This window comes from Roseobacter sp. FCG-D35 (genome assembly GCF_033436665.1).
GTDB lineage: Bacteria > Pseudomonadota > Alphaproteobacteria > Rhodobacterales > Rhodobacteraceae > JAWQFO01.
On sequence record NZ_JAWQFO010000013.1, the window covers coordinates 36,255 to 59,840 of the forward strand.

Below are 23,586 nucleotides of genomic sequence, written 5' to 3' on the forward strand. Positions count from 1 at the left end.
CCCGCGTGCCGATTCGGGGTGGCACGGATGAGTCCGACCGGAGTGCGAAGGATCTGCCCGATCGCGCGTGTGCAGTGCACTGACGCTGAGGCGTGGGGTTTCGCCTGGTACCGCCTGCGCCAGGCTGAGGTTCAGATGTGGCGTTCTGGGTGTATGACGCCGCCTGCGCAGCGGGTGTATCCAGACGACAATCCGGCGGAATTGCAGGCGTGTGACAAAGTCTGGCGGTATGGTCACGCAGAACCAAGTCGGAGCGGACTTTCTCACCCTGGCTAAGTTCGAGAACCCATTAAAGCCGTCGTACACAGCTCGCGACGTCGCGGGCCGGAGGAAGGGTTTCCGGCTCTTGACGCGATGTCGGGCGGTGTGGCGCACCGCCCTTGCGCAGACTGGAACCAGATCGCGCCGACGCGTTGCTAGAGACCGCTGTTGCCGAGCAGCCGGGGCGTTTGCTCGAGTCGGGCATTGTGCGCGGCGATCCAGTCCAGCGTCTTGTCGAACGGCATCGGTTTTCCGATCCCGAACCCCTGGACGTGGTCGCATCCGAGCTGCGACAGGTAGGCGTGTTCGCCAACCGACTCCACACCTTCGGCCAGGGTTTCGACGCCGAGCCTTTCGGCCATGGTGAGGATCGCGCCGAGCATTTTCTGCTGCTCCGGATCGCGATCCGATTTCAGCACGAAGGAGCGGTCGATCTTGATCCGGCCGATCGAGAAGCGGCGGATCGCGCCGAGCGAGGCGTGACCGGTCCCGAAATCGTCGAGGTCGATGCGGCAGCCGAGGTCGCTGAGCCCGCGAAGGTTGCGCGTCACCACGTCGTCGGGCGCGCGCGCCACCACCGTTTCAAGAACCTCTACCGCGAACCGTGACGGTTCGATGTCGAAGCGGTCGAGCTCCCAGCGGATCTTGTCCACGAGGCGCGGGTTGGCGAGGTCGGGACCGGCGAAGTTCACGCCGATCTGCGGCACGTCGAAACCGGCCCCGTCCCAGGCCTTCAGTGCTGTGAAGGAGTGGTAGATCATCACCTCTGCGAGGCGTTCCATCAGGCCGGCCTGTTCGATCGCGGGCATGAAATCGGCTGGCGGGATCGGGCCGCGGTCCGGATGATGCCAGCGCGCGAGCGCCTCGAACCCCGTCACCTGTCCGGTGTCGGTGGATATCTGCGGCTGGAACCAGGGTTTTATGCGTCCCTGCTCGAGAGCCGCGGCGACATCTTCTCGCAGTTCGGCATGATGGATCGTGCGCCGCCGCATCTCGGCGGTGAAGGCGCGGATAGACCCCGGGCCGTTGTGCTGGGCGTCGCGCAGCGCGATCCCGGCAGCGTCGAGCCAGCCGAGATCGGCCCCGTCACGCAGCTGCGCATGCTGGCAGAAGCCGACGCAGGAGGTCACGTAGACGGCTGCGCCGTCGAGCGGGATCGGTTCCTCCAGCGCGGTCTGGAGCCGCCCCGCGATCTGGATGCAGGTCTCGAGGTCGAGCTGGCGCCGCGGCACGAGGCAACCGGCGAAGCGGCAGTCGCCGATACGCGCCGCGAAATCGTCGTCGCGCAGCACCGTGCCGATACGTTCGCCGGAACGCTTGACGATCATGTCCGCGGCTGCCTGCCCGTACCGGTCGCGCAGGGCGGCGTAGTCGTCGACCTCGACGAGGAAAACCGCTGAAAGCTGGCCCCTCGCTTTGGTGGCGCGCTGCACGATGCCGACACGTTCCTCGAAGTCGACGCGCGGCATCAGCCCGGTCAGCGGATCGCGGTCCGGCGCCGCGGCGGCAACCGCTTCAGACGTGCAGACGACGAGATAGACCAGCGGCAGGACAGCGGCGAGGGCAGATAGCGCAACCTCGCCCCAGGCCCAGTACCCGGCCAGCGACACCATGGGCAGGCAGGCGAGAACCGCGGGTTTTACGAGAAAATCCGCCAGCCTTCCGCGCAGGGTTTTCCAGCCGCGGGCGGTATTTTGCGTCATGCCAGTACCCTTTACGGATCGATCCGACTTGGAGATGCCGGCAATCTAGGCACGCCGCATGAGACCGCAGTTAACGCGCGGGCGATTTTAGGGTCGGATTTCGCTAAATTTTTTCGGTTTTCAGCGACAAGCCCTGGAAGTCGAAAAGCGCCGGATCGAGCAGGTGGGACGGGCGGGCGTTCATCAGCGCCCGGAACATCACCTGCCGGCGTCCCGGGCTGTTGCGTTCCCAGCCGTCGAGGATCGCCTTGACCTGCTGGCGTTGCAGCCCGTCCTGGCTGCCGCAGAGGTCGCAGGGGATGATCGGATAGTCCATCGCTGCCGCGAACTTCTCGCAATCGACCTCGGCGACATGGGCGAGGGGGCGGTAGACGAAAAGATCGCCCTCCTCGTTGACCAGCTTCGGCGGCATCGTGGCCAGCCGTCCGCCGTGGAAGAGGTTCATGAAGAAGGTTTCGAGTATGTCGTCGCGGTGATGGCCGAGAACGACAGCCGAACAGCCTTCTTCACGCGCGACTCGGTAGAGGTGTCCGCGACGCAGCCGTGAGCAGAGCGCACAGAAGGTGCGCCCGGCCGGGATCTTGTCGACCACGACCGAGTAGGTGTCCTGGTACTCGATGCGATGCGGCACGCCCATCCGTTCGAGAAAGGCCGGCAGCACCGTCGCCGGGAAACCGGGCTGGCCCTGGTCGAGGTTGCAGGCCAGCAGGTCCACCGGCAGCAGACCGCGCCATTGCAATTCGTGCAGCACGGCAAGCAGCGTGTAGCTGTCCTTGCCGCCTGAGAGGCACACCAGCCAGCGCGGCCGGGTGCCGTCGGGCGCGGCGACCATCCCGTACTGCTCGACAGCTTCGCGCACGTTGCGAACGATGCGCTTGCGCAGCTTGCGGAACTCGGTCGTGCGCGGGGCGCCTTGGAACAGCGGGTGGATGTCGTCGGCGTCGTCGAGCATGTCGGCTCCTCGGTGGCTTGGCCCGCTATAACGTCTTGCCGGCAGCGGCGGAAGGGCGCGCCTAGTCGCGCCGCTCGGGCACCGGATCGTATCCCGAGCCGCCCCACGGATTGCAGCGCCCGATGCGGCGCAGCGCAAGCCAGCCGCCGCGCAGGGCCCCGTGGCGCTCCAGCGCGTCGAGCGCGTAAGCGCTGCAGGTGGGCTGAAAGCGGCAGTTGTGCCCGACCCAGGGGCTGAGAAGCAGGCGGTAGCCATGCACGGGCAGGGACACCAGGCGGGCGAGCGGGCTCATCGGGAGGGGTCCGGGCGCGGCGCGTGTACCTTGGCCACCGCGCCTTCGAGATCCCGGACCAGCTGCCCAAAAGGCAGCGTCGCGGTGGCGCCCTGCCGACCGATCAGCACGTAATCGCAGCCGTCGCGACCGGCGCGCGGCAACACGATCCGGGCGATCTCGCGCAGCCGGCGCTTGGCCCGGTTGCGTGCGACGGCATTGCCGACCTTCTTTGAACAGGTAAAGCCGACGCGGATCCCCTCGGCCTCTCCATCGGCGCGGTTGTGCATTTGCAGGATGAAGCCCGGTCGTGCCACCCGCGCCGCACGCGCGGCGCGCAGGAAATCGGCACGACGGTTGAGGGTCGCCAAACGCGAAGAAACCGCCGGAGTCGCATCCCCGGCAGCGTCTGGGGCTGTCGCGGGCGTCTCCGGCGGTGTCATGTCGTCAGACCGTCAGGTCAGGTTCAGGCGCTGAGTTTCTTGCGGCCCTGCGCCCGACGCGCGTTGATCACCTTGCGGCCGGCCTTCGTCGCCATGCGCGCACGGAAGCCGTGGCGCCGTTTGCGCACGAGGTTCGAGGGTTGATAGGTGCGTTTCATCGCTCCGTCTCCGATTCTTGGCGAGACCCGCGCGGAATCACAGGCGGCCTCATGTCATTCGAAGCCCGTCCTCTAAAGCGGAGCGCCGGTCAAGTCAAACCCTTCGGATGTGCTTTCGGCGCTTTTCGCAACGAATGACCCCGCGTCGCGCACGGTGTGCCGCGCGCCGGGCCGGCGGGCAGGTTTTCGGAGTCGAAACAGAGTTTCACCCGCGATCAACGACGCGTGATGTGGCTATCGCCGACGCGACAAGCGCGTCATCTAGGCGGAATATCGCAACCAACGCCTCGCGGGCGCTGCAAGGAAAGCATGGACACATGGCAGAGACGACGCACACCAGCAAGTCGCGCGGGGCATCGGCGCTGCTTCGGAACCTGCCGCTGATCGCGATCCTCGTCGCGGCGATTTTCGGCTTCTTCCTGCTGCGCGACACGCTGAGCTTCGAGACGCTGCGCGAGAACCGCGAGGCGCTGCTGGCCTACCGCGACGACAACTTCGTGCTGACCGTGCTCGCTTTCGTGGCGGCTTACGTGATCATCGTCGGGTTCTCGTTGCCCGGCGCCACGGTAGCGACCCTGACCGGCGGCTTTCTGTTCGGCACGCTGGCCGGGGCGCTCTTCAGTGTCATCGGCGCCACTTTGGGCGCCTGCGTGATCTTCCTAGCGGCGCGGCACGGGCTGGGCGATCGGTTGCGTGCGCGCATGGATGCCTCGGAAGGGGCGGTGCGCAAGGTCAAGCGCGGACTCGACGAGAACCAGTGGTCGATGCTCTTTTTCATCCGGCTCGTCCCCATCGTCCCGTTTTTCGTCGCCAACCTGATCCCAGCGTTTCTGGGCGTTCCGCTTTACCGGTTCGCGCTCTCGACCTTCCTCGGCATCATTCCGGGCGCGCTGGTCTATGCCTCGGTCGGGGCCGGGCTCGGCAGCGTCTTCGAGCAGGGCGGCACGCCTGACCTCGGCATCGTCTTCGAGCCGCGCATCCTGCTGCCGCTCCTGGCGCTGGCGGCATTGGCACTGTTGCCGGTCGCGATCAAGGTGGTCACCGGTCGCAAAGGGCCAGGCGCATGAGCCGGATCGAGACCGATATCCTCGTCATCGGGGCGGGCTCCGCCGGGCTTTCCGTTGCCGCCGGCGCGGTGCAGATGGGCGCGCGCGTCGTCCTGCTGGAAGGTCACGAGATGGGCGGCGATTGCCTGAACTACGGCTGCGTCCCCTCCAAGGCCTTGCTGGCCGCCGCCAAGGCCGCGCACGGCCAACGCCATGCAGAGCGATTTGGTGTCGCGAATGCTCCGGGCGAGGCAGATTACGCCAAGGTCATGGAGCACGTTGCAGGCGTGATCGCGGAAATCGCACCCGTCGACAGCCAGGAGCGGTTCGAAGGGCTGGGCGTCACCGTGATCCGCGAATACGGGCGTTTCATCTCGCCCGAGGAAGTTCAGGCCGGGGAAACCGTCATCAAGGCGCGTCGTATCGTCATCGCCACAGGCTCCTCTCCGCTGGTGCCGCCGATCCCCGGTCTCGACACCGTACCCTACCTGACCAATGAAACGCTTTTCGATCAGCGCGAGAAGCCCGAGCACCTGCTGATCGTCGGTGGCGGGCCGATCGGAATGGAAATGGCCCAGGCGCATGTGCGGCTCGGCTGCCGGGTGACGGTGATCGAAGGAGAGACGTCGCTTGGCAAGGACGATCCGGAGATGGCCTCCGTCGTGCTCGAGACGCTGCGCGCCGAAGGGGTCGCGATCGAGGAAGGCGCCAAGGTCGCCGAGGTCTCCGGCAAATCCGGCGCCATCGAGGTCACCGCCGAGGACGGGCGCCGGTTCTCGGGATCTCATCTGCTGGTCGCGGTCGGGCGAAAGATCAACACCGACCGGCTGGACCTCGAAAAGGCAAGCATCGCGACGTCGGATCGTGGCAGAATCGAGGTCGACGACACGCTGCGCACCTCGAACCGTCGCGTCTACGCCATCGGCGACGCTGCCGGCGGGCTGCAATTCACCCATGTCGCGGGCTACCACGCGTCGGTCATCATCAGGTCACTGCTCTTCGCTCTGCCGGCCAAGGCGAAGACCGCACATATCCCCTGGTGCACATATACAGATCCGGAGCTGGCGCAGGTCGGGCTGACCGAGGCGCAGGCGCGGGCCGAATATGGCGGCCGGGTCGAGATTGCGACATTCGCCTACGACGAGAACGACCGCGCCATCGCCGAGCATCACACCCGCGGCCACATCAAGGTCATGGTGGTCTCGGGCCGCCCGGTCGGGGCCACCATCGTCGGGCACGGGGCGGGCGAGCAGATCTCGCTCTGGGCGCTGGCGCTCGCCAACCGGCTCAAGATGAGCCAGGTTGCCGGCATGGTCGCCCCTTACCCGACCTACGGCGAAATCAACAAACGTGTCGCGGGGGCCTATTTCAGCCCGCGCTTGTTTGATAATCCTCTGATCAAGCGGGTCGTCGGGTTCGTCCAACGCAGGATCCCGTGAAGATCTGAGAGGTCCATGCTGCACTCCCTTTCCGGACGCCTTGCTCTTCTGACCACGGTCTTCGTCATGCTGGCCGAGGTGCTGATTTTCGTGCCCTCGATCGCGCGGTTCCGCGAGGATTACCTTATGAACCGGCTGGAGCGGGCGCAGATCGCCTCGCTCGTGCTTCTGGCCGACGACATGATCGACAACGCGCTCGAGGAGGAGTTGCTGGAAAACGCCGGCGTCTACAACGTCGTGCTGCGTCGCGACGAGGCGCGACAGCTCGTGCTGGCCTCCGAGCTGCCGTCGCCCGTGGCGCGAACCTTCGACATGCGCGAGAACACGCCGCCCGTCCTGATCCGCGATGCGCTGTCGCAGCTCTGGCGGCCGGAGAACGAGATCGTGCGCGTCCTCGGTGCGCCGGTCCGCGACGCCGGGCTGCTGATCGAGATCACCATGGAGACCGCGCCGATGCGCGCGGCCATGATCGACTACGGCATCCGCATCCTGATCCTGTCGGCGGTGATCTCGGTCTTTACCGCTTTCCTGCTGTTCCTGGCCATGCGCGCCTTCCTGCTCAAGCCGATCAAGCGCGTCGTGGCGCACATGCGCAATTACTCCGAGGCGCCGGAAGACGCGCGCCGGATCATCGTGCCGACGGCCCGGGTGACCGAGTTGCGCGACGCCGAGGAAGCGCTGAACACGATGCAGACCGATCTCACCCAGGCCCTGCGCCAGAAGGAACGCCTCGCCCAGCTCGGCGGCGCGGTCAGCAAGATCAGCCACGATCTACGCAACATCCTCACCTCGGCGCAGCTGTTCGCCGACCGCCTAGAGGCCTCCGAGGACCCGTTGGTCAAGCGCATGGCGCCAAAGCTCGTCGGCTCGATCACCCGCGCGGTGCACCTGTGCGAGAGCACGCTCGCCTTCGGCAAGGCCGAGGAGCCCGGTCCGACGCTGGGCCACGTGCGCCTGGTCGACATCGTCGAGGATGTCGTGGCCGGCGAAAGGCTCGCCGCCAGCCCGGATGACCTGAGCTTCGAGCGCAGCGTGCCGCGCGACCTGGTCCTGCGGGCCGACGCCGAGCAGCTCTACCGCGTGTTGTCGAACCTGGTGCGCAATGCGCGGCAGGCGATCGTCGCCAGCGGCGCATCCGGACAGATCCACATCGCCGCCGACGAGGACGATCACAACTGGCGCATCGAGGTCTCCGACACCGGCCCGGGACTTCCGCCGAAGGCCAAGGCGCACCTCTTCACCGCCTTCCAGGGCGGCATCCGCAAGGGCGGCGCCGGTCTCGGCCTCGCGATCTCCTCGGAACTGGTGCGCGGCCACGGTGGCACGCTGGAGCTGGGCGAAACCGGTCCTGACGGAACGCGTTTCGTGATCCGCCTGCCCAAGGGCCAGGGATTCGAGCGCACGGCCGCGCAATGAACGACGCCGCGGAAATCCTGCAGAATCGGCTTGCATAAGCCTGCGGGGACCACTAAACCCCGCCGCGTGGACCGATAGCTCAGCTGGATAGAGTACTTGACTACGAATCAAGGGGTCGGGGGTTCGAATCCTCCTCGGTCCGCCACTTAGCCCAAAGATATCAGTAGGTTACAGCATAGTAGCGAAACAGCGGCTTCGCTCTACTTGCGTGCTACTTGCATCATTGCGCAGTAACCAGATGCCTACTTACTTTCGGGATTCGCTTGCCGCACCCTTGCTCTGCATGGCCCGCATCCGCGTCGCCAGCGACAGATGCGAGAGAATCCAAATGCTTGGCTTGATAGCAGGTACAGACGAGGGCTTCATCCATAGGTTGAAGGATGAGGCTTTTGTCGAGCTCTACCAGGCCGTCAGCAACCACCCCGATCGGCAGCACTACGTTCGCGTAGAACGAGTCGACCATGACATTGAGTGGTACGTGGCCCGCTTCGCTGGCGGGTGCATTCACGTCAATTCCATTGACGACATCTACCTCGAAGGTGTGATGCAGATCCACTGCATATGTCTTGAGGATCTGTGCTGACGCTGCACGGCGACAAGCTTTGCCCGACGCGCGAGACCTTCAAAGCCTGGTCGCAGAACCTCGGGCATTCCAACGTGGCCACGACGGTGTCGAGCTACATGCCCGTGTCGGCGGATGCGCAGCGGGAGATTATTCTGGGGTTGGGAAGGGGTGGGTAAAGTTGGGCGGAGAGCTACAGCGATGCCGCCATTCAGACGTGCCTTTCGATGAAGGTGCTGTTCGGCATGGCGCTCCGGCAGACAACCGGCTTCATCGAAGTCTGCTGCGGCTCGGCCTGAACTGGACGGTGCCTGACTTCAGCCCCCTGTCCCGCCGCCAGAAGACCCTGGCTGTGAACATACCGTATCGCAGGTCCAAGGGGCCGCTGCACCTGCTGATCGACAGCACTGGCATCAAGGTCGAGGGCGAAGGCGAGTGGCACGCCCGCAAGCATGGCGGCCCGAAACGGCGGGTCTGGCGCAAGATCCATCTGGGGATTGATGAGGAAACGCTGGAGGTTCGGGCCGTGGAGATCACAGGGAGCCACATCGGTGATGCCCCTGTGCTACCCGACCTGCTCGGTCAGATCCCGGCGGACGAGCGGATCCGCAGCGTCACCGCCGACGGTGCCTACGACACACGCAAATGCCACGACGCCATTGCCGACCGCGGCGCCCATGCCGTCATCCCGCCCCGCAAGAACGCGAAGCCCTGGAAGACCATCACCGCCGGAGCCGTGGCGCGAAACGAGGCCCGGCGGGCGGCGAAATACCTGGGCCGCGCGCTCTGGCGACGATGGAGCGGATACCGCCGCCGAAGCGGCGTCGAGATATGAGGAGGGTCAGAAAACGATCCGGGGGACCGTTTTCCCGACGATTGGATGCATTGTGTGAAGTTGCTGGGGCAGCGGCTTATGGCGCGGGACTTCGACCGTCAGGTCGCTGAACTCCAGGTCCGCATCGCCGTCCTGAACGGCTACACCGCGCTCGGCATACCCGTTACGGAAGCTGTGGGATAAGTACGTCCGGGGAAAGGGGAACCTCCGTGTTCAGCCGATTTGTGCAACAGAGCCTCGCGAAGGTTGGGAACTGGCCATTCTCCGAAAATCCGAGGTTTGTTGGAGCTATTGGCGGAAGCTGAAATTGAACTTAATGCTTAATTGGGTTCCTCTTTCACTGCTGCACGTCCGTTGCGAGGCGTAATGCGACACGCCATGGGCAAGCCCTCCGTTCAAGGGTAATGTAGCGGAATGAAGCGCCTACTCCCTATGACCACAATTCTTGTGGCATGTGTTGCCTGCGCATTGGCCGCCATGCACCTTGTCCAAGCGATCCGTGCGCCAGATGTCTCGAACGCTGTCGCGGGTCGGGACAGCACCGACACCGTTCTTGAACGACGGGTTGAAGGCGGCGACCGGCGTCAGGCTGGTTCCGGCCAGCCTTTCCTTCCGGTATTCGGCGTCCCGACAAGCCCTAAACCGGTCGTCGACGCGCAACGCCCGATGCCCGAAAAGCCGCGGTTCGACTACCGGCTTAAGGGCGTCGTCGCCTCAGACCTGATGCGCTGGGCGATCTTGTCGGGGGAGGGCGGCGACCTGCTCGTGCGCGAGGGCGATAAGGTCGACGGTGCGGCGCGGATCGCAAAGATTTATGCCGAAGGGGTTGATGTCGTGCTGGCAGGAGAGACCCTCAACATAACTTTCAGCGAGACTGACCGCGTCGACATCGCGGCCTTCGAGGCAAAGCCGCAGGCGCGGTCTAATCCGCGAACCGCGCCGCGTCCGAAGACGCAGGAAATCGTCTATCAGAACATGAGTCCGGACGAGATCCTTGCCGTTCTGAGCCGGGCGGAAGAGGAACGCCAGGCTCGAGGATGGGTGCCGCGAGCGGAATGACCTAGCGTGCCAGCCAGACCAGCGCGCCGGCCACTGCCAAATAACAGCCGAAGGGCTGACGTCGACCGGCCCGGAACCGTCGGTCGGTCACAAGGGCCACCAGCAAGGCCGCCGAAGCGGCGACAAGCGTGATCCACGGTATGCCGGACAGGCCGACAGCCGCGGAAAGCCCGCCCATAATCTTGACATCGCCAAATCCCAGACCGGGTCGGCCCCGCGCTTGCTCGTAAATACGGGCGACGAGCCAGAGCGCCACCGGCCCTGTCACTGCAGCCAGCAGGACCTGCCAAAGCGGCAGATAAAGGGCGCCTAGACCGACACCGACCACAAAGAGTGGCACTGTGAAGGTATCCGGCAGGCGGTAACATGACCTGTCCGCCTGAAATAGCCCGATAAGCAGGAACAGGAACAGTGCCGCAACGCCGCGTTCGGTGATCGAATGCGAGAAGGCCAGTGCAAGTCCGGAAGCCGCAAGCCCTGCAACTTCGCCGAAAAAGAGGTGCGGCGGGATGCGATGGCCGCAGAACCTGCAACGGCCGCGCAGACAGGCGTAGGACAGCAGCGGCACAAGGTCGCGCGCGCCGAGCGTTTGCCCGCAGGCATCGCAATGCGACCGGGGCGCCATCACCGAGCGGCCGTCGCAAATCCTGTCCGCAAGTGCCGTCACGTAGGATCCCGCGACCGGCCCAAGCAGTAGCAACCATAGGGAGAAGGCGGCCTCGCCGTTCATGCGTTCGCCACGGTCCGGCTTGCCGCAACGGCAGGCTTGCCGAGACGGTTCCAGCTTGCCTTGCTGGGTGTTGGGCGGATGGCTATGGTGCGTTCCAACAGGGTGTGAGGCGAGGCGCAAGTGGCGAAGGCGACAGTATCCGAACGGGAAGAAGCGCGGGATAGCGGGTTCTCCCTGCTGGAACTGATGGTGGTCGTCGTGATCATGTCGATCCTTGCCCTCGTGATCGTTCCGCGGGTGATCGACAGGCCGGACCAGGCTCGTGTCGCGCGCGCGCAAGCCGACATTGCGGTGCTGGAGAACGCGCTGCAACTCTACAAGCTCGACAATTTCCGTTACCCGACGACTGAGCAGGGGCTTTCGGCGCTTGTCGAAAAGCCGACGCGCGACCCTGTTCCGGCGAATTTCACCGACGGCGGTTACATCGACCGGCTGCCAAAGGATCCATGGGGTGGCGACTACCAGTACCTGTCGCCCGGCGTACACGGCGAGTTCGACGTATTCAGCTACGGTGCCGACGGTGCGACGGGGGGCGACGGCATGAACACGGACATCGGATCGTGGACATCGGACTGAGGGCCAAGGCATCAACCTCGGGCTTCAGCCTGATTGAATTGCTCGCGGTCGTGGCCGTCACCTCCATCCTGGCGATCGGCGCGTCATTGATCTTTTCAGGCGGGGGCTCAGGGGCCGCGCGTGCGGCAGAAGTCTTCCGGACCGAAGCGGTAAACATACGGCGTCTGGCGATGCTGTCCGGGATTGATCACGCGCTCGAGATCCGTCGCAACGGTTGGACCCGACTTCGTGCGAACGCGTCGGGAGACTGGAGCGAGATCGGATCCCGTTCGATCTCCGACGCCCGGGCAGAGTCTACGGCGCGTTCCGTTCGCTTTCACGATGATGGTCGGATCGACGCTTTCGATGTCAGTTTCAAGGATGGCTCAGGCGCGGTACTGTGCCGGGCGGCAGACGGCGGGTTGCCTCGATGCGCATTACGGTGAAGCCCTTCGGAGACGATGGCCTGTCGCTGGTCGAGGTTCTCATTGCGATCCTGGTGTTGTCGATTGCGACAGTCGGCCTGTTTCGGGTCTTCGGCGAGGCTGCCACGACAAGTGCCGCCAATCAGGACCGTGTGCTTGCGGGGATGGTGGCGCGAAACCATGCGGTTGCTCTTCAGCTTGGCGATACCGGACTTCCCGACCGCGTTCGATTTGCCGGTCGCGACTGGCAGCTACGGACAGAGGTCGCACAGACCTCGGGGGGCTTCGAAGAGGTCACGATAGATGCGCGGCCGGTCAACGGCGGCGGGGGTTCAGTCCTGACAACCTACCGCGCAGCGAGGTCACTGCGATGACGGCGGTACCCGAAGACCGCGGCGCGACCCTGCTGGAACTGACCGCCGTCATGGCGGTGTTTTCTCTTTTGTCTGTGATGTCGCTGCAGTTGCTTGCCGGAGCCCTCGACAACCGTACCCGGATCGTCGGCGCGGGCGACCGCGCGGAAGAGCTTGCAGCGGTCTCGGCTGTCTTCCGGCGCGACATCGAGCACAGCGCACCCGTGGCGGATGTCGGGGGACAAGATGCTCGTTTTCGGGTCGAGGACGGTGGCCGGACGCTCCGGTTTTCCATCCTGTCGGACGACGGCGGAGAAGCGCGACAATCACCTTCGCTTCGCATCGTCACGTGGCAGTTCGATGTAGTGACCGGGACGCTGTCACGCAGCACGGACGCAGCCCTCGACGAGGGGCGCGCGCAGACCGCTGCCATGCTCGACAGGCTGGAAGGCTGGAGTGTGCGGGTCCGAACGGCTGAAGACGGATGGCTCCCGCCCGGAAACTGGCGCGCGCCTGAACCTTGGGAACTGCCGCTTGCCGTTGAAATCACCTTCGGCGCAAGACCGCTCGGCGAGATCAGGGTGCTCGCGGCGCGATGACGGGAGGGCGGAAATACGGTGGCTCCATGCGAGATCGCGGTTTCGTGTTAGTAAACGTTCTGGTGATCGTGATGGCGCTTTCGACGGTCGCAGCGGAACTGATGATCCATGCAGTGGAAGACGTCGAGCACCTCGCCCTGCAACACGCTCGCGACAGGGCGGATACGATGTCCCATGCCGGGCGATTGCTGTCCATCAAGCTTCTGGTGGACGATCTCGACGGTCCCGCTGTCGATCACCGCAGCGAAGGCTGGGCGCTCGAGAGCTACCCGGCGGAAGTTGCGGGTGGAACTGTCGCGATCACAGTTCGAGATCTCGAAGCCCGGTTCAACCTGAACCTCCTGCTCGGCGGCTCTAGCGATGCGCCGACGGCGGCGCTTGAGAGGCTTGCCCGGTCGCGCGCCGTCGCGCCGGATCTCGTGCAGCGAGTTGTCGATCGCTTCGCCGCGGAGCAACCATCGACCAGAGCGATCCTTGATCCAGCGGCGGCAGAGAACTTCCAGCCAGGTGACATGACGAGTTCCGGCCAGTTCACCGAAATCAATGGACTGACCGGGCCGGATACGGGGAATTTCCGTGCGGATCTTTCGGTTCTTCCGAGGTCGCGGCCAGTCAATGTAAACACTGCAGTGCGGGATGTCCTCGCCGCCGTAACGGGACTTGAGCTTGAGGTGATTGAAGCGCTAGTGGCGCTGCGCAGCTCCCGTCCGTTTGAGGACGTCTCGGAGTTCCGATCGGCCGTGGAAGGTCTCGCAGGTCCGCTAGCAGCGACGGAACTTGCTCTTCACCTGCTCGGCGTGCAGTCCGAATGGTTCGAGGTCGAGACGCACACGCGGTACGACGGCCTGTCGCACCGCGCACGCACGATCCTGCATCGTGATCCTGAAACCCGGCGAGTCACCGTGTTCTCCAGCCGGGCTGAGACCACCGGATGAGCGCGGGCAGGAGCAGGGAGGCCGTCGTCGTTCCTATCGATGGCATGCCGCCGGCGGGCGCGACCTCGTTCGTCGCGGCGCTGCCCGGTCACCTTGCGCCGGTTTATCGGTTCGACTTGCCGGCCGGCGTTACGGGGAGCGCGCGGATGCGAATCGTCCGGCAGCAGCTTTCCGACCGCATCGGTGTACGGGACGATACCCTGCACGTACTGCCTCTTGGCCAGGACAGGCAATGGACGCATGCGATCGTGTGCGACGTGGCTAGACGGCGCGACTGGCGGGACACCGAGATTGCGCGGGCCGCGGAGTGTCAGGCGATCCTGCCCGACTTTCTGACGCTGTCGGGCGCCGAGAACCAAGTTCGGATTGTGCAGGCGGAGGATAGGCTGCTGGTGCGCCTCGGTCTATGGGACGGTTTCAGCGCGCCGATTGCCGTCGGCCTTGAGCTTCTTGAAAGGGTTCTGGTCGACGCTGGTGTAACGCGGGCCGCCGTCGACCCCGGCGTGGTCCGCGATGTTCACGGTATCCTCAGAGCGGCCGGTGTCGAGCCCGAGGTGGAACCGGCGGACGCGGCGGCGCGCTTTGCAAACGGCGAGCTGGAGTTCGATCTGCGCGGAGACACGGAAATGGCGTCTGGCAGCGGGTCGGGCAGTGCCGCGTGGTGGGCGGCTGCAGCAGTCATCGCCGCACTGGCCTTCGCGCTGTGGGCGGCAGGTGTCGTGATCGAGACCCGGAAACTGGCGGGCGCTGCAGCCCGGACGCAAGCTGAAACGGTCAATTTGCTGCGCGAAGGGCTTGTGCCGTCGGGCCCGGTGCTCGACATCCGACAGCAGGTGACACGCGCTCTTGAGGTGTCACAATCGCCGGAAGGGCACGATCGGGCCGCGGAGACGATTGATACTCTGAGCCGCATCACGGTCGCACTGTTCGGTCAGGGCGTCGATGTGCGTCGCATCGACTTCGCGCCCGAGCATGGTTTTTCCGTTGCCGTCGTCGCGCCGAATTTTGCTGCTGCCGACATGCTGGTCGCGGAACTGCGGGACCTGGAACTCGACGCGCGCGCCGGTACTCTGCGTGCGCTGGAAGCTGGCGGGGTCGATGCGGTTATCGATGTCTCCGCCGACCCGAGGCAAGCGCGATGAGCAAAGACGTGCTTAAACATCTCGAAAACCTGAGCGCCCGCGAGAGGATGCTGCTGGGCCTCATGGTGCCGGCCATCGCGCTGGCGCTCTGGTTTCTTGTGGCGGTCCCGTTGCAGGAGGCGCGGGATCGTGCAACTTCGATGCTGTCGGAGGTGCAGGCCGAACAGGCCTGGGTATCGGCGCGCCACTACGAATGGCTGGCGCAATCCGGGGTCGCAGAGACGAGCGGCGCCCTGTCCGTTGCACCGGCGGGGCTGTCTGGCCTCGAGGCGTCATTAACCGAGGCCGGTCTGCGTCGGCAGGTGGTCACGCTTGAGAACGCAGAAGGGAACCGGGTCGTGCTTCGGCTCGAGGACGTGCTGTTTCAGGACGCCGCGCGCTTCATGGAACTACTAAGACCTTCGCTCGGTTACGAGATCGCGGGCCTGCGAATCTCTGCCGGTCAGTCGGCCGGCTTGGTTGCAGTGTCGCTTGAGCTTTCGCCGGTCGCTTCGCCCTAGGCGCCAAGCCTCTTCAGCGAGGCATCTACCATAGCCTTGCGTTCGGCCATGCTGCCCAGCGGATCGAGGTCGGGCGCGGTTTTCAGTAACTCCGCGAACGCGGCTTGCGCACGTTGCAGATGGGCGACTGTCGCTGGGCCGAAATCGTTCCGCGACATTGCTTCCTGTGCAAGACGATGTTCGGCGGTTCCGACGACCGAAAGCGCCGCAGCCCGGCGATTGTCCTCGTGGGACGACGCGACCTGTCGTGCCTGTTCGGAGGCTTCGGCGTAACGGTCCGAGCGCAGTAGCGCGTGCGCCATCTCGAGCCGCAGCCGGGACTCCAGAGGTCCAGCCTCGGTCAGCATGCGGTCGTAGCGCGTGACGGCGCTGTCGTAGTTGCCGGCCTCGAGTGCCGATCGTGCCGAGAAGTAACTCGCCTGAAAGCCGCGGTCGCTACCGCCACTGCCTCCCACGCCGCTGCACGATGCGAGCGTCATGCCGGATACCATTGCCGCAACGGCAAACGAAAGTCGAAATTTAGGTGTCATGCCTGTCCTCGATGCTCTTTCTTTTTTCATCGACCGTAAGAGCCTTGCTGTGCATCGGTCGACCGTTTTCTCGCGTTCTGCGCGACTATTTCCTTGTACGTTGCGCGCTGGCATCGCCGGAAGCGGTATCTTGCCGAATATGACGCGCGGGAATGTAGGATAGACAGGCTTGGCGTTTGCATGGATAGTGTCTGCAATAAAACTCCACGCAAAATGCGGGATCGGGCAGCAGATGATACGAACACTTTTGGTGGCATTTGCCATTTCCATCATGGCGAGTGGAAGCGTGCGTGCGCAAGCCGGTCTCGACCTGCGAAACGTGGACCTCGAGGGTTTTGTCCGCATCGTCGCGGAAGAAACCGGGCGCGCCTTCGTGCTCGACCCATCGGTCACCGGGCGCGTCAATGTCGTGGCGCCGCAGAACGTGTCTAGCCAGGCCCTGTTTGAAATTTTTCTCAACGTGTTGGAACTTAACGGGCTGACCATCGTGTCGGGCATTGATGCCGACCGGATTGTGCCGATCAACGACGCCAGCGGTCTTGCGGGCCGCGCGCGCACGACCGGCGGGTTCGAGACCCGGGTGATTCAGCTGCGCAACGCGGATGTCAACGAAGTGGCCTCGGTGATACGCCCAATCCTTCCCAGCGAGGCGGTGCTGTCGGTGGTCGAAGGCTCGCAACTATTAATCATTTCCGACCGGGCACAGAACTTCTCGAAGATCCAGGGCGTGATTTCGAGCCTTGATCGCAGCAACGGCGATGCCGTCGAAACGATCCGGGTGAGAAATGGCAATGCCGGGGACATCGCGCAGACCGTTCTCAATCTCGATCTGGCGCCAGCAGGTGCCACGATTTCTGCTGACGGCCGCGCCAACACGGTCGTGGTGTCCGGGCCGATCACCTTCCGCAACCGGGTTCGCCAGCTTGTTGACGAACTCGACACGCCGCAGCGCTCGATTGCCACTCGGGTCGTGCGTCTGGCCTACGCCGATGCCACGCAGCTGGCTGACGTGATCAGCCGCAGCTTCGGCAACCTTGCCAGCGAGGGCGATGAGGCACAGCCGCAGGCAGTGACCATCGTCGCGGACACGCAGACCAATTCGCTGATCGTCTCGGCGCCGACCGACCGGGTCGGGCCCATCGTGCAATCCATTCAGGCGCTCGATTTTCGACCCAGCCAGGTGCTCATCGAAGGGCTGATTTTTGAGCTTTCGGTGCAGAATTTTGCCGAGCTTTCGGTCCAGTTCGCGGCCGTTCTCAACGATGCCGTCGCGGGAGGGGCGCAATTCTCCTTCGACGGACGCCAGACTCTAAGCGGGGTTCTGAGTTCCGTCAGTCGCAAGAACGTGCCCGACCTCGGCAGTGGCGGCTTTTTCGGTGCCAAGGCGACTTCGGGGGATGACAGTTTCGTAGGCTTTCTGACCGCGCTCAGCCGTCAGAGCACGACCCGCGTCCTGTCGACGCCGTCGATCCTGACACTAAACAATCAGGAAGCCGAGATCGTGGTCGCGCAGAACGTGCCCTTCGTTACAGGTTCGTTCTCGACGGTAGGCGACAGCGCAGTGCCCAACCAGCCGTTCCAGACCATCGACCGCCAGGATGTCGGCCTGACGCTGCGCGTAGTGCCGCAGATCACAATCGACGGCACGATCCGGCTGGCCATCAACCAGGAAGTCTCGAACCTGACCAACAGCACCTCGGACGCGGGCGGTGAGATTACCTCGAAGCGGTCGATCCGCACCAACGTTATCGTCAACGACGAACGGGTCATCATGCTTGGCGGGTTGATCGAGGACGGCAACGGGTCGGTCGGCCAGCGCGTGCCGGGCGCCAGCGATCTGCCGTTGGTCGGCAATCTCTTCCGAGGTCGCAGCGCGCGCAGCGATCAGCGGGTTCTGCTGGTCATGCTCCGGCCGCATATCATCTCGAATGACGCCGAGGCGACGCGGCTCAGCCGGAAGGCGGCACGGGACGCGCGGCGAGCCAGTGACCTGATCCAGCCGCTCTCGGACGGAAAGTATCCCGCCGTGCCCGATGGCCGCTTTCCCTATGACGGTGCGAACCTGAACCAGCCGTTCGATGCCGGGTTCATTGACAGCGTCGCGCGTGAGCGCCAATTTCCTGCTCTCCCGACCCCGCTGCGGTTCGGGGAGGGCCGGATTGAATAGCCGCAACATTCCCTTCGGATTTGCACGCTCGGAACAGGTTGCCGTCGACGACGGCAATCTTCTGATCGGTCCCGGCGCGACGAGCTTCGGGATGCGCGAAATCCTGCGGCGTGGTTTTACAGGGCTGACGCCCGTGCGGATGGCAGCCGACGAATTCGAACGGGCGATCGCGGAGATTTACGGCAAAGACACGCCGGACGGCGGCGACGTGCTATTCGAACTCGACGATGCGGAAGACCACTTTGTACCGGCGCGGGATTTGCTCGAGGACACCTCGGACGCACCGGTAATCCGCCTCGTAAACCAGCTGCTGCGGAAGGCGGTCCACATTGGCGCATCGGACCTGCATTTCGAGCCGCATGAGAACGGGCTGCGGGTGCGCGCGCGGCTCGATGGATTTCTGTCCAACATGTTCGACCAGCGCGAAGTGCCGGTGGCGAGGGTGGTATCACGCCTCAAGGTCATGGCCGGGCTCGACATCGCGGAGACGCGCCTGCCACAAGACGGGCGCATCTCGCTGCGCGTCGGCGGGCGGGCGATCGACGCGCGGGTGTCGACACTGCCGGGCAATTTCGGTGAACGTGTCGTGCTTCGGATCCTCGACCGCAATGCCGGGCTGAAGCCGTTGGGCGACCTTGGCCTTTCGGCGGAGCAGATCGCGGTTCTCGAACGCCTTTCCGGGTGCCCCGACGGGATCATCCTGGCGACAGGACCGACGGGCAGCGGGAAGACCACGACCCTCTACAGCCTGCTCAAGCTCGCCAATCGCGCCGAGCGGAACCTGATCACGGTGGAAGACCCGATCGAGTACCATGTCGACGGGCTGAACCAGACCCAGATCAACGCCAGCATCGGGATGACCTTCGCCGCCGGTCTGCGCGCGGCGCTTCGGCAGGATCCCGACGTGATCCTCGTGGGCGAGATCCGAGACCAGGAAACCGCGGCGATTGCCGGGCAGGCGGCGCTGACCGGCCACCTGGTCTTTTCGTCGCTGCACGCAAACACGGCGGTCGGTGCAGTTGTACGCCTGCGCGATCTCGGTCTCGAGGACTATCTCATCGCCGCGACGTTACGTGGTGTGATCGCCCAGCGTCTGCTGCGTCTTCTTTGCGCAGACTGCAGCAGCCGACGTCCGCTTGACGAGACGGAAGCCGCCGCCTTCTCCGCCGAGGGGGTCGATCCGCCGGACCTCGTCGCCGAGGCCGGTGGCTGCGCCAAATGCGGCAATTCTGGATACAAGGGGCGGATCGGCATCTACGACATCGTCGAGATTGATGACGATCTGCGCGGCGCCATCGAGCGGGCCGGAAGCGAAACCGAGTTGCGTGTGCTCGCACGCCGCCACGGCACAACGCTGGCGCGCGAAGCCTTGCGGCACGTAGCCCAAGTTCGGACCACGCTGGCCGAGGTGGACCGTGCCCTCGGGGCGCGGGCATGACAACGTTCAGCTACCGCGCCTACACCGCGGAGGGCAAGAAACGCAGCGGGCAGATCGATGCCGAGGACCGTGCCGACGCCTACAGGCGCTTGCAGCGCGACGGGCTGTTCCCCGAAGAAATTGTTGCCGGGTCCGAGAGCCGGGGCCACAGCCTGGGCCGCAGGCAACGCCGCCTCGATAGCGATCTGCAGGCGATTTTCGCACGACAGCTGGCATCACTTCTTTCGGCGGGTCTGCCGGTCGACGAGGTCCTGTCGATTCTTCGCGAGGCTGGAGAGGGCAGCGTCATCGATCAGGTCGCGGCGCGGATCAGGTCTCATGTCCTCGAAGGCGCACCATTGTCCGAAGCTCTGGCACGGGGCGGCTCGGGGTACGAACCTTACGTGATCTCGGCGGTTCGTGCCGGCGAGACGTCGCGCGATCTGCCCGCTGTCTTCGAGACCATTGCCACCCATCTAGAGACCCGCCGCACCGATCGTGCCGCGCTGGCGACAGCGCTGATCTACCCGGCTTTCGTAGCGGCAGTATCGTTGCTGGTCTGCGGCATCCTGATGGTGACTGTCGCCCCGCAGCTTGCCGCAATGTTCGAGGCGACCGGCAGGCCATTGCCGCCGCTGACAAGGTTCATGCTGGCGGCGACCGGCTGGATCGGTGCAAATGCCATTTGGCTGATCGCCGGGCTGGCCGCGATGCTGATTGGCATTCCCATTCTTTTGCGACGTGCCGATGTCCGCGACCGATGGCGGACGTTCCTGCTTCGGTTGCCGGTGGTGGGCCGCCTCATGACGCTGGAGGCCGCCAGCCAGTACCTGCGCACCCTGGCGCTGGTCATCGGCAGCCGTCAGCCCGTTGTCGAAGGTGTCAAAAGCGCCACAGACGTCCTCGGTATCGGGAAGTTCCGGAAGGAGAGCCTCGCCGTCACCCGCGCGATCGAAGAAGGTGCGTCACTCTCGACGGCTCTGACGGAGACGAGTTTCGTGCCACGGATCGCAGCACAACTCGTCGAGGCGGGAGAGAAATCGGCGCGCGTCGCGATCATGACGGAACGTGCTGCCGTGCTCGTTGAAACCTGGCTGATCAACGACCGTAAGCGGCTGGCGGCCTTGATCGATCCGATCCTCATGATGGTGATCGGCGGTTTCGTGCTCACGATCGTCCTGTCCGTCCTGCTACCGATCTTCGATATGCAGTCGGCGATTCAACTTTAGATGGCTCCAAAACCGATGAATTGGTGGGTTCCGTAGCGTAAAGGTAGGCAGAGGCAGCATTTCTTCAACTTAAAATAGTTGAGCCGAATCCCTGGCGCGCCTAGTCTCGGAACATTGTGGTCGAGGTGTGAAAGTAAAAAATGCGTCAACGACGTGTGTGAACTTCGGCCAGTGGCAAGCGAAAGGGCGCGGTTCAGTGCATTTCGTAACTGGGAGGACTATCCATGATAATTGGTAGATTGGCCGCCAGCGTGTGGCTCGGGGTAAGCGCTGCGGCGATGATGACATTGCCGATAGAAGCCAGCGCGAATGCGAACCCGAACAAGGCCAATGCGAATGCCTGCGCCAACCGCAGCAACAACAATATCGACAAGCTGCTGGACTGCGTAAGCTATGAAGGCGTCCGTCGCCACCAGGAAGCCCTGCAACAGATCGCCGACGAAAGCGGCGGCATCCGCGCCTCGGGTTTTCCGGGGTATGACGCCTCGGTCGATTACGTCGTCGAACAGCTGACCGCTGCTGGATACGACCCGGTGGTGCAGCCCTTCGATTTCGTGATCTACGCCGAACTGGCCCTCGCGACGCTTGAACAGATCAGCCCCGCTCCGACGACCTACGTCTACGGGGATGATTTCCTGACAATGTCCTACTCGGGCAGCACCGGGAATGTTCCAATTTCCGGGGCCGTGACACCGGTCGACCTGTCGCTCGGGGATCCGGCTGCATCGACAAGCGGATGTGAAGTCGCGGATTTCGCCGGCTTCGCGGCCGGAACAATCGCGCTCATCCAGCGCGGCGCCTGCACGTTCCAGCTCAAGGCCGAGAATGCTGAGGCTGCCGGTGCGATTGGCGTGATCATCTTCAACCAAGGCACTGCCGGTCGCGAACCGCTGTTCGGCGGCACGCTGTCGGACGGATACGTCGGCGACTTGCCGGTGGTGTCGATGCCGTTCGATCTCGGTGCCGAACTTGCCGGTACGCCCGGGCTCGAGCTCGCGATCTCCACCAGCACCCTGCGCAGCCCCTTCACGACCACCAACGTGCTGGCCGAAACCAGCAGCGGTGATCCCGACAATGTCGTGATGGTCGGAGCTCACCTCGACTCGGTGCAAGCTGGACCGGGCATTCAGGACAATGGATCCGGAACTGCCGCGATCCTCGAAACCGCGATTCAGATGGCCAAGGCCGACGTCCGCAACAAGGTGAGGTTTGCCTGGTGGGGGGCAGAAGAGTCGGGCCTGATCGGATCGACGTTCTACGTCAATGACCTGATCAACAAATTCTTCGACGAGGGCGACGAGACGATACTGAAGATCGCTCTCTACCTGAACTTCGACATGATCGGATCGCCGAACTATGTCTTCAAGATCTATGACGGCGACGATTCCGACGGTGAAGGCGCAGGTCCGGGGCCAGAGGGTTCCGCCCAGATCGAAGCCTTCTTCGAGCGTTTCTACGAAGGCATCGGCGAACCCTACAAGGGCACCGACTTCAGCGGCCGTTCGGACTATGGCCCGTTCATCACCTTGGCAGGCATCCCGGCGGGCGGACTGTTCACGGGTGCCGAAGAGCTGAAGACCGAAGAAGAAGCGGCGATCTGGGGCGGCGTGGTCGGTGAGCAGCTCGACCAGTGCTATCACCTGGCCTGCGACACCTTCGACAACATCAGCGAGAAGGCGCTGACGGTAAACGCTGACGCGGTGGCCGCATCGACGCTCTACTATGCGATGAACACGTCGGAGATCAACGGCGTCGAAGGCAAGGGCAACTTCAAGTCCGCCGGCAAGGCGCTCCGGAAGTACGAAAACGGCATCATGGAGCAGACCGGGCATTTCTTCACCAAGTGATCGCCGATCCATACGCACCATAGGACATTCCGGGTCTCGGCCCGGAATGTCGCTTTGAGGCACCGACCAGCCGCGCCCAAGCAGCTGCACCATGACCGCAGCGGCACCCCGGCCAAGATGACTTCCCCGCCATGATTGACGCCATCCCAAATGTTCCCAGTCGTCGCGACAGATGGCAGAATGGCGAAGGCGAGCCAGGCTCGAAACAGGAGGATAAAACCGAATGAAGATCTCGCGACGTTCCTGCATTGCCGGACTTGCACTGGGCTCTGCGTTTCCATGGCATGCCGCGCGGGCGGGTACGCCGATCGATATCGAGTGGCCCGACCTGTTGCCCGCCGGCGCCCGCATGTCGGCGCTCAGCGGTTCAGTCTCACACGGCACCGCAACGCAGATGATCGACAAGGAGATGGGCGAAACGCTGTCTCTCGAATTCGATGGACAGCGCATTCGCATACCGGGTTTCGTGGTGCCCATCGACTTCGACGGCACCTCGGTCAAGAGCTTTCTGCTTGTGCCCTATTTTGGCGCCTGCGTTCACGTGCCGCCTCCACCTCCGAACCAGATGGCTTTGGTAGATTACGACTCCGGCTACGCCGATGGACGCCTTTTCTCTGCCGTGCACGTGACCGGAACGCTCACCGCGCAGATCTCGAACACGCTCTATGCCCCGGTCGGCTACACTATTACCGCTGACGAGGTGACGGAATTCGAACCGGATTGACGCGCGGTCTGGGCTCTGTTGCACAAATCGCGTGAGGGATTCATCTCGTGAATCCAGCGTGGTAGCTGGGATGCATGAGCAGACCTACACCCCCGACCTACAGGACCAGGAACTGGCCGGCCTACAATGAAGCGCTCAAGCGCCGGGGCTCGCTGACGATCTGGTTCGACCCCAATATGAGCTGGGATGCCGCGCCCTCAGGCAGGCGTGGCCGCCAGCAGAGCTACAGCGATGCCGCCATTCAGACGTGCCTTTCGATGAAGGTGCTGTTCGGCATGGCGCTCCGGC

The 23,586-nt window shown here is 64.1% G+C and carries 26 protein-coding genes, 1 tRNA gene and 1 pseudogene; 20 read left to right on the plus strand and 8 right to left on the minus strand.

Features of this window, described 5'->3' with window-relative positions; all coding sequences use genetic code 11:
- Positions 1-416: 416 nt before the first annotated feature.
- The 5 genes from R5H30_RS20960 to rpmH form a co-directional block, all read right to left on the minus strand.
- The gene (locus R5H30_RS20960; protein ID WP_318330706.1) at positions 417-1,964 is read right to left on the minus strand and encodes a putative bifunctional diguanylate cyclase/phosphodiesterase; all 1,548 of its coding nucleotides are present in this window, start codon (positions 1,962-1,964) and stop codon (positions 417-419) included.
- Between the two features lie 103 nt (positions 1,965-2,067).
- Entirely contained in the window at positions 2,068-2,916 is an 849-nt protein-coding gene (ttcA, locus tag R5H30_RS20965) for a tRNA 2-thiocytidine(32) synthetase TtcA (protein ID WP_318330707.1), read from the minus strand.
- Positions 2,917-2,977: 61 nt separating this feature from the next.
- Positions 2,978-3,208 (minus strand): membrane protein insertion efficiency factor YidD, encoded by a 231-nt coding sequence (gene yidD / locus R5H30_RS20970; RefSeq protein WP_318330708.1) that lies wholly within the window; start codon positions 3,206-3,208, stop codon positions 2,978-2,980.
- Complete coding sequence (gene rnpA / locus R5H30_RS20975; RefSeq protein WP_318330709.1) at positions 3,205-3,630, minus strand: ribonuclease P protein component; 426 nt, start codon at positions 3,628-3,630, stop codon at positions 3,205-3,207. The genes yidD and rnpA overlap by 4 nt, the downstream gene beginning before the upstream one ends.
- A gap of 23 nt (positions 3,631-3,653) precedes the next feature.
- Positions 3,654-3,788, minus strand: coding sequence for a 50S ribosomal protein L34 (rpmH, locus tag R5H30_RS20980; RefSeq protein ID WP_318330711.1), 135 nt, complete (start codon positions 3,786-3,788; stop codon positions 3,654-3,656).
- Positions 3,789-4,105: 317 nt separating this feature from the next.
- Between rpmH and R5H30_RS20985 the strand changes: the two genes are divergently transcribed.
- The 4 genes from R5H30_RS20985 to R5H30_RS21000 all read left to right on the plus strand — a co-directional run bounded on the left by R5H30_RS20985 (position 4,106) and on the right by R5H30_RS21000 (position 7,834).
- Entirely contained in the window at positions 4,106-4,855 is a 750-nt protein-coding gene (locus tag R5H30_RS20985) for a TVP38/TMEM64 family protein (RefSeq protein ID WP_318330712.1), read from the plus strand.
- Positions 4,852-6,273: a dihydrolipoyl dehydrogenase family protein gene (locus R5H30_RS20990; protein ID WP_318330713.1), complete on the plus strand. Its 1,422-nt coding sequence runs from the start codon at positions 4,852-4,854 to the stop codon at positions 6,271-6,273. Before R5H30_RS20985 ends, R5H30_RS20990 begins: the two co-directional genes overlap by 4 nt.
- Positions 6,274-6,288: 15 nt before the next feature.
- Entirely contained in the window at positions 6,289-7,689 is a 1,401-nt protein-coding gene (locus R5H30_RS20995; protein ID WP_318330714.1) for a sensor histidine kinase, read from the plus strand.
- 68 nt (positions 7,690-7,757) lie between these two features.
- Positions 7,758-7,834: transfer RNA gene (locus R5H30_RS21000), tRNA-Arg, on the plus strand.
- 75 nt (positions 7,835-7,909) lie between these two features.
- Here the strand turns inward: R5H30_RS21000 and R5H30_RS21005 are convergent.
- Positions 7,910-8,245, minus strand: coding sequence for a hypothetical protein (locus R5H30_RS21005; RefSeq protein ID WP_318330715.1), 336 nt, complete (start codon positions 8,243-8,245; stop codon positions 7,910-7,912).
- A 20-nt stretch (positions 8,246-8,265) separates the two neighbouring features.
- Between R5H30_RS21005 and R5H30_RS21010 the strand changes: the two genes are divergently transcribed.
- From R5H30_RS21010 to R5H30_RS21020, 3 genes and pseudogenes are all read left to right on the plus strand, one after another.
- On the plus strand, positions 8,266-8,430 hold the full coding sequence (locus R5H30_RS21010) for a hypothetical protein (protein ID WP_318330716.1): 165 nt from the start codon (positions 8,266-8,268) through the stop codon (positions 8,428-8,430).
- 9 nt (positions 8,431-8,439) lie between these two features.
- Positions 8,440-9,269 (plus strand): annotated as a pseudogene (locus tag R5H30_RS21015) (IS5 family transposase); the annotation flags it as partial.
- A 249-nt stretch (positions 9,270-9,518) separates the two neighbouring features.
- Complete coding sequence (locus R5H30_RS21020) at positions 9,519-10,145, plus strand: type II secretion system protein N (RefSeq protein WP_318330717.1); 627 nt, start codon at positions 9,519-9,521, stop codon at positions 10,143-10,145.
- Position 10,146: 1 nt separating this feature from the next.
- On the opposite strand, the gene R5H30_RS21025 is transcribed toward R5H30_RS21020, so the two are convergent.
- Positions 10,147-10,875 carry a prepilin peptidase gene (locus tag R5H30_RS21025; RefSeq protein ID WP_318330718.1) on the minus strand — a complete coding sequence of 243 codons (729 nt, stop codon included), beginning with the start codon at positions 10,873-10,875 and terminating at the stop codon, positions 10,147-10,149.
- Positions 10,876-10,995: 120 nt separating this feature from the next.
- Here R5H30_RS21025 and gspG point away from each other — a divergent pair, with 120 nt between their 5' ends.
- The 7 genes from gspG to R5H30_RS21060 are packed head-to-tail and all read left to right on the plus strand — an operon-like array spanning position 10,996 to position 15,384.
- The gene (gspG, locus tag R5H30_RS21030) at positions 10,996-11,451 is read left to right on the plus strand and encodes a type II secretion system major pseudopilin GspG (RefSeq protein ID WP_318330719.1); all 456 of its coding nucleotides are present in this window, start codon (positions 10,996-10,998) and stop codon (positions 11,449-11,451) included.
- The gene (locus tag R5H30_RS21035) at positions 11,436-11,876 is read left to right on the plus strand and encodes a prepilin-type N-terminal cleavage/methylation domain-containing protein (protein ID WP_318330720.1); all 441 of its coding nucleotides are present in this window, start codon (positions 11,436-11,438) and stop codon (positions 11,874-11,876) included. The genes gspG and R5H30_RS21035 overlap by 16 nt, the downstream gene beginning before the upstream one ends.
- On the plus strand, positions 11,861-12,229 hold the full coding sequence (locus R5H30_RS21040) for a type II secretion system protein (RefSeq protein WP_318330721.1): 369 nt from the start codon (positions 11,861-11,863) through the stop codon (positions 12,227-12,229). Before R5H30_RS21035 ends, R5H30_RS21040 begins: the two co-directional genes overlap by 16 nt.
- Positions 12,226-12,807: a type II secretion system protein GspJ gene (locus R5H30_RS21045; RefSeq protein ID WP_318330722.1), complete on the plus strand. Its 582-nt coding sequence runs from the start codon at positions 12,226-12,228 to the stop codon at positions 12,805-12,807. The genes R5H30_RS21040 and R5H30_RS21045 overlap by 4 nt, the downstream gene beginning before the upstream one ends.
- A 26-nt stretch (positions 12,808-12,833) precedes the next feature.
- Complete coding sequence (gene gspK / locus R5H30_RS21050; RefSeq protein ID WP_318330723.1) at positions 12,834-13,742, plus strand: type II secretion system minor pseudopilin GspK; 909 nt, start codon at positions 12,834-12,836, stop codon at positions 13,740-13,742.
- The gene (locus R5H30_RS21055) at positions 13,739-14,884 is read left to right on the plus strand and encodes a type II secretion system protein L (RefSeq protein ID WP_318330724.1); all 1,146 of its coding nucleotides are present in this window, start codon (positions 13,739-13,741) and stop codon (positions 14,882-14,884) included. Before gspK ends, R5H30_RS21055 begins: the two co-directional genes overlap by 4 nt.
- A complete protein-coding gene (locus R5H30_RS21060) occupies positions 14,881-15,384 on the plus strand; it encodes a type II secretion system protein M (RefSeq protein ID WP_318330725.1) in 504 nt (167 codons plus the stop codon). Before R5H30_RS21055 ends, R5H30_RS21060 begins: the two co-directional genes overlap by 4 nt.
- On the opposite strand, the gene R5H30_RS21065 is transcribed toward R5H30_RS21060, so the two are convergent.
- Positions 15,381-16,178: a tetratricopeptide repeat protein gene (locus R5H30_RS21065; RefSeq protein ID WP_318330726.1), complete on the minus strand. Its 798-nt coding sequence runs from the start codon at positions 16,176-16,178 to the stop codon at positions 15,381-15,383. The two genes, R5H30_RS21060 and R5H30_RS21065, sit on opposite strands and share 4 nt — an antisense overlap.
- Before the next feature lie 22 nt (positions 16,179-16,200).
- On the opposite strand from R5H30_RS21065, the gene gspD reads away from it, so the two are divergent.
- The 6 genes from gspD to R5H30_RS21095 all read left to right on the plus strand — a co-directional run.
- Positions 16,201-18,081, plus strand: coding sequence for a type II secretion system secretin GspD (gene gspD / locus R5H30_RS21070; RefSeq protein ID WP_318330727.1), 1,881 nt, complete (start codon positions 16,201-16,203; stop codon positions 18,079-18,081).
- Complete coding sequence (locus R5H30_RS21075) at positions 18,074-19,519, plus strand: GspE/PulE family protein (protein ID WP_318330729.1); 1,446 nt, start codon at positions 18,074-18,076, stop codon at positions 19,517-19,519. The genes gspD and R5H30_RS21075 overlap by 8 nt, the downstream gene beginning before the upstream one ends.
- Entirely contained in the window at positions 19,516-20,727 is a 1,212-nt protein-coding gene (locus R5H30_RS21080; protein WP_507028654.1) for a type II secretion system F family protein, read from the plus strand. Before R5H30_RS21075 ends, R5H30_RS21080 begins: the two co-directional genes overlap by 4 nt.
- Before the next feature lie 224 nt (positions 20,728-20,951).
- Positions 20,952-22,574: a M28 family peptidase gene (locus R5H30_RS21085; protein WP_318330731.1), complete on the plus strand. Its 1,623-nt coding sequence runs from the start codon at positions 20,952-20,954 to the stop codon at positions 22,572-22,574.
- Positions 22,575-22,797: 223 nt separating this feature from the next.
- On the plus strand, positions 22,798-23,298 hold the full coding sequence (locus R5H30_RS21090) for a DUF3299 domain-containing protein (RefSeq protein WP_318330733.1): 501 nt from the start codon (positions 22,798-22,800) through the stop codon (positions 23,296-23,298).
- 74 nt (positions 23,299-23,372) lie between these two features.
- Positions 23,373-23,586, plus strand: a 214-nt coding sequence (locus R5H30_RS21095) for a transposase (protein ID WP_318330736.1), incomplete at its 3' end; no start/stop codon positions are given.